At 58.6% G+C, this 9432-nt stretch carries 7 protein-coding genes; 4 read left to right on the forward strand and 3 right to left on the reverse strand.

Translation table 11 applies throughout. The features are described 5' to 3' along the window. Positions 1–25: 25 nt before the first annotated feature. Entirely contained in the window at positions 26–214 is a 189-nt protein-coding gene (locus QZ383_RS14160; RefSeq protein ID WP_022658065.1) for a ferredoxin, read from the reverse strand. 218 nt (positions 215–432) lie between these two features. After that, the gene (locus tag QZ383_RS14165; protein WP_291446393.1) at positions 433–1872 is read right to left on the reverse strand and encodes a trypsin-like peptidase domain-containing protein; all 1440 of its coding nucleotides are present in this window, start codon (positions 1870–1872) and stop codon (positions 433–435) included. 130 nt (positions 1873–2002) lie between these two features. Between QZ383_RS14165 and cobT the strand changes: the two genes are divergently transcribed. Together cobT and QZ383_RS14175 are read left to right on the forward strand one after the other, a co-directional pair. Then, the gene (gene cobT / locus QZ383_RS14170; protein WP_291446395.1) at positions 2003–3109 is read left to right on the forward strand and encodes a nicotinate-nucleotide--dimethylbenzimidazole phosphoribosyltransferase; all 1107 of its coding nucleotides are present in this window, start codon (positions 2003–2005) and stop codon (positions 3107–3109) included. Continuing rightward, on the forward strand, positions 3103–4080 hold the full coding sequence (locus tag QZ383_RS14175) for an oligopeptide/dipeptide ABC transporter ATP-binding protein (protein ID WP_291446397.1): 978 nt from the start codon (positions 3103–3105) through the stop codon (positions 4078–4080). The genes cobT and QZ383_RS14175 overlap by 7 nt, the downstream gene beginning before the upstream one ends. Positions 4081–5395: 1315 nt before the next feature. Here QZ383_RS14175 and speA read toward each other — a convergent pair. After that, positions 5396–7312, reverse strand: coding sequence for a biosynthetic arginine decarboxylase (speA, locus tag QZ383_RS14180; RefSeq protein WP_291446399.1), 1917 nt, complete (start codon positions 7310–7312; stop codon positions 5396–5398). Positions 7313–7599: 287 nt separating this feature from the next. Here speA and QZ383_RS14185 point away from each other — a divergent pair, with 287 nt between their 5' ends. Further along, positions 7600–8694, forward strand: coding sequence for an efflux RND transporter periplasmic adaptor subunit (locus QZ383_RS14185; protein WP_291446401.1), 1095 nt, complete (start codon positions 7600–7602; stop codon positions 8692–8694). A 155-nt stretch (positions 8695–8849) separates the two neighbouring features. Continuing rightward, positions 8850–9179: a hypothetical protein gene (locus QZ383_RS14190; protein ID WP_022658059.1), complete on the forward strand. Its 330-nt coding sequence runs from the start codon at positions 8850–8852 to the stop codon at positions 9177–9179. Positions 9180–9432 lie beyond the last annotated feature (253 nt).

Consider the following 9432-nt stretch of genomic DNA (forward strand, 5'->3'; position numbering starts at 1 on the left):
TGCCGCTTGGGCACCCCTGCAATTCTTAGTTTTCTTCAACGGTGATAGCGCTGACTTCGCAAACTTCCACACAGGATTCACAGCCCAGGCATTCTTCGGCGTTCACGGCTTCGGACTTGCCGTCCTTGATTTCGTAAACTTCAACGGGGCACACGTCCACGCATTCGCCACAGCCCACGCACTTGTCAACGTCAACATTAACATTATAACCCATGGTGTCCTCCAAATTTGCATTGACTTGCTTGATTTTTCAAGCGGCTAAATTCCGCTTGTGCAATGGATAGCTTTAGGCATCCACCCTGTCAAGTGTCGGCTGGAAAATAGCCAACCGTGCAACAACTACAGGAATATGACGCCCCGCCCCAGCACAGGCGGAAAAGTTTTTTTAAAAATATTTTGCCTCAACAACTGGTTACAAAACGTCTATGGGCCTTATGGCACAAGACGCGCGTAATAGCCTTTGCCGTTGCGCACAACCTGCAACAAAATCTGCCCGGACATGCGCTCTCTTCTGAAAGCCTGCAAAAATTCTTCCATGGTACTGGTTTCGGCAGCGCCCACCGCCGTTATGTGGTCGCCCTGGCGCAAAAAAGAGGCGGGGCCGTCTGCCCTGGCCTGACGCACCACCACGCCCTGCGCGGTTTGCGCTGCGCTGAATCCCCAGCGGCGCTCCAGCAGGGCGCGGGCCTCCGCATCGCCAAAGGGTTCGGGGGTGGCCTCGATCTTCAACGCCCCGCCCTCCCGCAGCAAGTGCAGCCGCAAGGGGGTTCCGGCTGTCTGGTTGCGCAGAATATCCAGATAATCGCGCCTGTCGCGCACAGGCGAAGAATTTATGGTTTCAAGGATGTCGCCGGGCGCTATGCCCGCCTTGGCGGCCGGAGAACCGGGAAACACCGCCGTTACCAGCACGCCGCCAGCATCCTTGAGGCCCAGGGCCATGGCAGTGCGCCCGTCCACATCCTGCAAATCAAGCCCCAGCCAGAGCGGGGCCACGCGGCCTGCACTCATGAGGTCGTGCATGACGCGGCGAGCCTTGTTGATGGGGATGGCAAAGCCAATGCCCTCGGCGCGCGCGTCCACAGCAGTATTGATGCCTATGAGCACACCCTCGATGTTCAGCAGCGGGCCGCCGCTGTTGCCAGGGTTGATTGCCGCGTCAGTCTGAACAAGGTCGGTGAACGCGCCGTCCTTGTTGCGGATAGTGCGCCCAAGCGCAGAAACAACGCCCGTGGTGACGGTATGGTTGAAACCAAAGGGATTGCCAATGGCGATGACGGTTTCGCCCGGCATGATGTCGCCTGAATTGCCAAGCTTAACGGCAGGCAGCTTTGACGCTCCCTTGATCTGGAGCACGGCAATGTCAAAATCCGGGTCAGCCCCTTTGACGGCGGCGGGAAATTCCCTGCCGTCCAGCAGGTGCACCATGACTTCATCCCCACCCGCGATAACATGCGCATTGGTGAGCACAAGGCCTTTTTCTCCATCTACAATAACACCGGAGCCAAGGCTGACACGCTTTTGCCGCACCTTGCGCCCGCCGGGCATATCAAAACCCGGCAAGCCGGGAAAGCCCGGGCCAAAAAACTGCTCAAGGGGCGAAAGCCGCTGCCCTTCAACTATATGAGTGCTCGTTATGTTCACAACCGCGGGGGCAACGGCCTGCACGGCGCGCACCACAGGCGTCATTCGGGGGCTGTCCGCTGCTACGGCTCCTGCCCGCGAAGGCGTGCACAGCAGCAGGGCCGCCGCCAGCAGCAAAAAAAACAAGCGCAGGGCAAAACTTCCCTCAACAGCCGCCGCTTCTACACGCCCAGGTCGCGAGCGCCCACGGCAAGGCAGATTTCTTTGTATATAGATGGGTCTGGTTTTCATATAAATTCCTTACCTCGTCGCTAACATAAGCACGCTGAGGAGATCGTAAAGTCCCCCAAATGGATTTACCCCGCGCAGCGGCAAGCCGTCCCGTCTTGCGCACACCCCCTGTTAAGGATAAACAAACGGCATGAAAACCACTCAATCCGACCTGTTGGAACTGATTTTGCCCGGCCTGCGCATAGCGCCCCTGCTTCAGAAAGACCTGGACGATGCCCAGGCCCATCTGGACGACCTCACCAAACCGCAGGGCAGCCTTGGCCGCCTTGAAGACCTCGCCCAGAGGCTCTACGCCATGAGCGGCGGGCAAGCGCCCCTCAGCGTCAGCCCTGCCATCATGCTTACGGTTGCGGGCGACCACGGCGTTGCCGATCAGGGCGTTTCGCCTTTTCCCAAGGCCGTGACGCGCCAGATGGTGCAAAACTTTTTTAACAACGGCGCGGGCGTCAATGTTTTATGCAAGACCTCGGGCATGGATCTGCGCGTAGTGGACGCAGGCTGCGACGGTGGCCCCTATGAACCGCACGCCATCCTCATTGAGCGCCGGCTGGGCAACGGCACCGCGGATATGAGCCAGGGCCCGGCCATGAGCCGCGAAACCTGCCTCAAAGGGCTGCGCATGGGCGTGGAGCTGGCGCAGCAACTTGCGGATAACGGCTACCGCTGCCTCGGCGTGGGTGAAATGGGCATTGCCAACAGCACGGCTGGCACGGCCCTGTATTGCGCCCTGCTGCACTTTGACCCCGAGCAGATGACCGGCCCCGGCGCTGGCGCGGACCCAGACATGGTGCGCCACAAGACCGAAATCGTGCGCCGTGCGCTGGCAGCCAATGCTTCCATGCTGGAAGGCGACGACCCCATCAATATTTTGGCCGCCTTGGGCGGATTTGAAATTGTTCTCATGGCCGGGCTGATGCTTGGCGCAGCCTCGCGCCGCCTGCCCGTGCTGGTTGACGGCTTTATATGCAGCGCGGCCTACGTGGCGGCCCTGCACATCTGCCCCCAGCTTGCCGACTACGCCGTGCTTTCCCACGCCTCGGCAGAGCCGGGCCACGTGCGTGCGCTCTCCAAGCTGACCGGCGGCGAAACCCGCAACAATCCGCTGCTGCACCTGAGCATGCGCCTTGGCGAAGGCACCGGCGGCGCTGTGGCTTATCACCTGCTGCGTTGCGCTGCCTCCGTGTACAACGACATGGCGACCTTCAGCTCCGCAGGTGTGGCGGGCAAAACATGCTGAACCAGCTTGCGCCGGAACAGTCTTCCGCATCCGCCCTGCTGCGGCTGGAAGATGTCTCACGGGTGTTTGACATCCGGCGGGGGCTGTTCGGCGAAAAGCGCTCTCTTGTTGCCGTAGACGGGGTTAGCCTGAGCCTCGCCAAAGGCGCGAGCCTTGGTCTGGTGGGCGAATCCGGCTGCGGCAAATCCACACTTGGGCGTCTGGCCTGTGGATTGCTGGCCCCTTCTCAGGGGCAGGTGCTGCTTGATGGTCGCCCCCTGCCCCCAGCCGGAGCGGACAGTTGGGCCGCCGGGCGCATTCAGATGATCTTTCAGGATCCTTTTTCATCCCTCAATCCCCGGCTCACGGTTGGTAGTTCTGTAGCGGAGCCACTGGCGGCGCGGGGCGTCTCCCGCGAGGAACGCCATGCCCAGGCAGAAGCCATGCTGGCTACAGTGGGGCTTGAAGGCATGGGCCGCCGATATCCGCACGAGTTTTCCGGCGGGCAGCGACAGCGCATTGCCGTGGCGCGGGCGCTCATCACCCGGCCAGATGTGGTTGTGTGCGACGAGCCGGTTTCCGCGCTTGACGCCTCGGTGCAGGCGCAGGCGCTCAACCTCCTGCGCGAGGTGCAGGAGCAGTTCGGGCCAGCCTATCTTTTCATTTCGCACGATCTGGCGGTTGTGGGCTTTTTGTGCCGCCGCATATTGGTCATGTATCTGGGCCAGATTGTGGAAGAAGGCCCCACCGATGCCATTTTTGACGGCGCGGCGCACCCCTATACGCAGGCCCTCATGGCGGCCATGCCTACCGGGAGCCGCCGGGGCGAACCCATTGCCGCTCTGGAAGGCGAACTGCCAAGCCCCTTGGCTCCGCCAGCAGGATGCCGCTTTCACCCGCGTTGCCCCAAGGCAAAGGACATTTGCCGTCAGGAAGCACCGCAGTGGAAGGATATGGGTGATGGGTGGCGTGTGAGGTGTTGGCTGGCGTAATTTCGCCTCTGCGGCGGGTAGTTTTTCTAACTGGCACGGTTAACTAGATTTTTCTGCCCTTCGGGCACGATATTCCGTCCTCCGGCGGAGTTTGAGACGCCTGTGCGGCGCGCGATTTCGCCTCACCGCGAGGGATACACCTTTGGTTCTTGCTGCCCTGCGGGCACCGGATTCCGCCCTCAGGCGGAGTTTGGGACGCCTGTGCGGCGCGCAGCAAGGCGGGGCCGGTTATGGGGCTATGCCCCCTTCTCGGCCCCCCTTGCATCCCCCCCGAAGCACCCCCTTGGGTTTTCAGCTTCCGTAAAACGGCGAGGGCAACGCGTCTTGTGCTGCGGGAGCTTCCCTCACTCGCTACGCTCGCTCAGGCGATCTCCCTCCGCGCCGCGTAAATGCCAACGTCCGCTTTCGCTTCGATCAAACTCCGTTTCAGTCAATAGCCACGATCAGAATTAGTCATTGAAAAACTACCCGTAACTGGAACCTAGCTACGATCCTCACCACGCTCCCGCTCGCCCTGTTGTCAACCATACTTCTTCCCTACCCAGCCGAAATCGCTACTACCTCACACTTGTGGCAGAAAACTAGTTCTATGTCGAACCACAAGATAACTCATTAGCACCAGAAGCAATATTTTCCCTATCCCTGACTCTCGCTGCCCCTCTGAACAACAAAAATCTAACCCGATTCACGGGCTTTTGTCTTCTCCCTAGCTGCCTTTATGCTTTTCCTCCAGCCTTTCATCAGAAGCAGGTCGTGGAGTCGCCTTCCTTAGATTCGCCGGAGCAACGCGAAGGCGATGGCTGGTGTTGGGCGAATTTGCAAAGTACGCGTTTTGCGGTCTGAAAAGGAAAAATCCTGTTTTTGAGCGCAGCGTACTCATGTACGTGAGCATCAAAAACAGGATTTTAACGCTGTCAGGCCAAAAAAGTCGGGTTTGCGTAAATGCGCTCGACAGGCTCTCCCACCCCACCAACTCTCCTCTTTTTGCCTTTTCTTCCCCTGCCTTTTCTGCCTTGCCCCGGCCAATCATAAGGAGCAGGGCGTTGAGTCGCCTTCCTTAGACTCGCCGGAGCAAGGCGAAGGCGATGGCTGGTGTTGGGCGAATTTGCAAAGTACGCGTTTTGCGGTCTGAAAAGGAAGCGCCGGGATTTTGAGCGCAACGTACTCATGTACGTGAGCATCAAAATCCCGGCGCTGACGCTGTCAGGCCAAAAAAGTCGGGTTTGCGTAAATGCGCTCGACAGGCTCACCCCGCCGCCAAACTCTCCCAGCCTTACTGTATTATTTCTACCGCACAGACTACTTTGCGCAGCCGTTACCGTTCAAAATAGGTGTACCCGCGCAAGCCGTCTTCAAAAACCTGCATAATGGCAAACCGGTCGCTGGCCGAAATCCGCCCCTGTCGCACAGCCTGCTCCGCCGTGCTGCGCAGATCTTCCAGAATGCGACGCGGCTCATATTCCACATAGCTCAGAATATCCGCCACAGAGTCACCCCTGATTTCGCGCACATACTCATAATTGCCGTCATCCCGCACCCTGATGGAAACAACGTTGGTGTCGCCCATGAGGTTATGCAGATCGCCCAGGGTTTCCTGATACGCACCCACCAGGAACACGCCAAGGTAATATTCCTCGCCGTCACGCAGCGGATGCAGATCAAGGGTGGGCTTCATGCCCTGCGGGTCGATAAAATGGTCAATCCGGCCATCAGAATCGCAGGTAATATCAGAAATAATGCCCTGCCGTGCAGGAAATTCCTTGAGCCGATGCACGGGCATAACCGGGAACAACTGGTCAATGGCCCAAGAGTCAGGCAAGGACTGGAATACACTGAAGTTGCCGTAATAAATATCGGCAAGGCTCACGTCGATGTCCGCAAGATCGCGGGGTATCGTCTTGAGCCGGGTTTTTTCCTGGGCAATGCGCATGATGATGGCCCAGAAAAACCGCTCGGCCAAGGTGCGCTGACGCAGATTCACCCGCCCGGTGGAGAACAGCTGACGCATCTCGTCCCGGTAGTAAATGGCGTCGTTATAGCACTCCTGCAAATTGCGCAGGGTAATGTTGGCAAGAGTTTCACGCAGGTTCAGCACCGGCTCCGGCGTGCCCTCGGGCAGGGTATCGGGCAGCTGCACTTCTTCCACCATGCTCACATCAAGCACGTTAAAGAGCAGCACGGAATAGTAGGCCACAGTGGCGCGGCCAGATTCTGTAATGATGTGGGGATGCGGGATTTTCTGCTCATCAAGAATGCTCATGATGGCTTCAACGATGTCGGCGCTGTATTCATCGAGCGTATAGTTGCGCGACGAAACATAGTTGGTATGCGAACCGTCATAGTCCACAGCCAGACCGCCGCCAAGGTCAAGGTAGCCCATGGGCGCGCCTTCCTGCACGAGGCCCACGTAAAGACGCGCGCCTTCCATGACACCGGTACGGATGTCGCGAATATTGGAAACCTGCGACCCGAGGTGGTAGTGCAGCAGCTTGAAACAATCAAGCATGTCGTTGGCCTTGAGCGTATCCACCACATCCACGATCTGCGCGGGCGAAAGGCCAAAGGTGGAGCGTTCGCCGCCGGAATCAGTCCAGTGACCGCTGGCCTTGACGGCCAGCTTGGCACGCACGCCGATGTTGGGCCGCACGCCAAGAGCCTTGCTGCGCTCAAGCACAACTTCCAGCTCGCTTGGCATTTCGAGAACAAAGAGCACGTTAAAGCCAAGGCGCAGAGCCTGAAGGCCAAGGTCGATGAATTCTTCGTCCTTGTAGCCGTTGCAGACAATGCAGGCCTCGCGGTCGCGCATGAGCGACACGGCGGCAATGAGTTCCGCCTTGGAGCCGACCTCCAGGCCGTGATGATAGGTGGAGCCGAACTGGGCTATTTTTTCCACAACCTGCTGCTGCTGGTTGACCTTGATAGGAAAAACGCCGCGATACGAACCCGTGTAATTCAGACTTTTGATAGCCTTGCGGAATGATTCGTGGATATTGGCAATGCGCGAATCCAGAATGTTCTCCACGCGCAACAGCACGGGCATATCATACCCGCGCTCTTTCAGCCCGGCGATAACTTCCGGTATCGAAACCTGCGGCCCCTTGGGCCCCTGCGGACAAATCACAACTTCGCCCGCATCCGACACGTCAAAATACCCGGCACCCCAATTACGGATGCCGTACAGTTCGATGGAATCCTCCACCCGCCACTGCTGCAATGCGCGGTTTTTTGCCAATTCCTGCTCCTGGAGCGCCGCAAGGCGCATATATAATGGTGATTCAGCTCCGAAAATGGAGCTGTAGGCTGCCGCCGTTCAAAAAACGACCGCAGATGGTTGCACGAAAAATGCGGCGTAATTATGCCGTGACCGTGCCGAATGTCAATCATCGCAAAAAGGGCGGCAAGCGCAGATTGTTAGGTGCATGGCTAACTATCTTCTTGACGGCAGGTACTCCTTGCTTCATTTTTTTCACTTGCGCGCAACGGCCTGATGTCGGCTATTTCACTCTTACGGGGAACTCCATGAAACCAGCCCTAAATCCCCTTCCTCTCCTTCTGCTTTTTTTTCTGCTCGCCCTTGGGGCCTGCTCGCAGGACGACAGCAAAAAAAATGCTGTGCCGCCTGCTCCCGTGCGGGTTGAAGCCGTTACACGGGCTGATGTGCCGCGTCAGCTGCACGCTGTGGGCAATGTGCGGGCTTCCGCCTCTGTGGGCGTAAAGCCGCGTGTAACGGGCGAGATTCAGCAGGTTCACTTTACCGAAGGGCAGGATGTGCGCGAGGGCGACTCGCTTATCACCATTGACCCCCGCCCCTTTGAGGCCGCGCTGCGCGAAAAGAAGGGGCAACTTGCCAAATCGCAGGCGCAGCTTGCCAAAGCCCAGGACGACATGAGCCGTTACGGCAAGCTGGTGGGGGGCGGCTACGTAAGCCGCGATGCCTATGAGAAGACCGCGACCGATGCGGCGGCCCTGCGCGCCACGGTGCAGTCTGACAAGGCAGCCGTAGAAAGCGCTGCTCTTGATCTCAGCTACTGCACGGTGGTGGCTCCCATCAGCGGGCGCGTGGGCGCGCTCAATGTGGACAAAGGCAACATGGTCAAATCGGCTGACGCCACAGTTATTGTCAGCATAGACACGCTTTCGCCCATTTATGTGGGCTTTTCTGTGCCAGAGGTGCACCTGCCTGTCATTATAGAACAGATGGCGCGAGCAACGGTGCCGGTTTCCGCAACGCCTGCCGGGGGCGCGGCGGAAAAGGGCTTTCTCACCCTTGTGGACAATACGGTGGACACGCGCACCGGCACCATCCGGCTGCGCGCCACCTTTGAAAACAGTCAGCGCCGTCTGTGGCCGGGGCAGTTTGTGCAGGTGGAGTTGCCGCTGGGCATGGCCGCCGGGGCGCTGACCGTGCCCACACGGGCCGTGCAGTCTGGCAGGGAAGAATCCTACGTGTACGTGGTGGATAAGGACAGCCGAGCCAGCTACCGCAAGGTGAGGCCGCTGTTTGAATACGCTGACCATACGGTTGTGGACGGTGAGGTGGCCGAAGGCGACAAAATTGTGGTGGATGGTCAGGTGCGGCTGGCTCCGGGCCTGATGGTCAAAATCATGGACTAAAATTTTGCGAAAGCAAACCAGAGCCGCGCACAACGGCCTGATATTTGCATATTTTCGGGCAATACCAACAGGCGGTCAATTTTTCCACATGGCCGCCGCGCGCTCAAGCGCGAGTGCAATGACGCAGCACTGCGTCAAGCCTGAGGAGAAGCCCGATGGAACTGGAATTCCGTTTTCGCAATAATGATCTGGGGCCTGTTTTTCCTACCTTTCAGGAAAGGGTCAACTCCATGCTGCCCGTGAACAGGGCAGAAAGTACCCCAGCGGCCCCGGCGGCGCCCGCTGACGATGACGTCAGCACCTCAGCAGCGCCGGTTCTGGAACAGACTGTTCCCGGCACTCCGCACATGCTCAATTCTGATGAAATGCGCCAGGCGCTTGCCCAGGTGGAGCAGGAAGCCATGCAGCACAGTCAGGATCTTGTGCAGGTGCATAGCGGCCTGAACGAGCAGCGCGTTGCGCGTTTGCTGGGCCTGCTGGACTAGACCGGAGCGGCCCTCGCCTCAACGGAGCAATTTCTAAAGAAAATTGCTCACCCCGGTATTTCGCCTGATGGCAGATTGCTCAAATAAATATCCCCCGGCTTAGCCGGGGGTTTTTCATATGCGCCTGTAAGGCTCTCTTACCAGCTGCGCCCTAGCAGGCGCATGTACGATCTGACATTTGCATTTCTGTTACTTGCGGCCCGTAAACGGGCTTCCTGGGTACGGGAGACTCAGTTGATCCCCGAGTTTATCT

It is taken from the genome of Desulfovibrio sp., assembly GCF_019422935.1.
In the GTDB taxonomy this organism is placed as follows: domain Bacteria; phylum Desulfobacterota; class Desulfovibrionia; order Desulfovibrionales; family Desulfovibrionaceae; genus Desulfovibrio.